At 70.0% G+C, this 490-nt stretch carries 1 pseudogene; it reads left to right on the forward strand.

The annotated features are described in order from the left end of the window. Positions 1–134: 134 nt before the first annotated feature. Positions 135–490: pseudogene (locus tag R1101_RS29035) on the forward strand (hypothetical protein); the annotation flags it as partial.

Consider the following 490-nt stretch of genomic DNA (forward strand, 5'->3'; position numbering starts at 1 on the left):
GCTAGGAGCCGGGGTCTCGACTGTCCTCATACCCGGGAGTGAGATCCGCATAGCTCTGCGGGTGGTGTCGATCTCCTCGAGATCGCTCCGTCGCGGGGTCCGGTGCAGGGCTGCGCGTTCCTAGCGTCACCGGCATGACAGTGAGATCCGCAGCTGCCCGAATCGGGTCGGTCGTCTTCCTCGCCACCGCAGCGTATGCCGCCGTGCCGGGGGCGCTCGCCCACTCCGCCGCATCCCCGGCGGAGAACACCGCGGCCGCAGCGACGGTGACGGCGCTCGTCGCCGACGACCCGGAGCGAGCACTGTCGTCTCTGCCGGCCGATTTCGCCGGTGTGATGGGCTACTCGCCGATCGTCGAGCAGCGCCCCGGTGGGACGGCCGTCCTCACCGATCCGGAGGGGGGCTGTTCCGCTCCGGTGCCTCTGCCGTCGTCCTTCGAATCGGCTTGCCGCGTCCACGATCTCGGGTACGCCTTCTCCGGTACGCCCAC

Origin of the sequence: Rhodococcus sp. R1101 (assembly GCF_000278445.1) — a bacterium.
Classification (GTDB): domain Bacteria; phylum Actinomycetota; class Actinomycetes; order Mycobacteriales; family Mycobacteriaceae; genus Rhodococcus; species Rhodococcus gordoniae.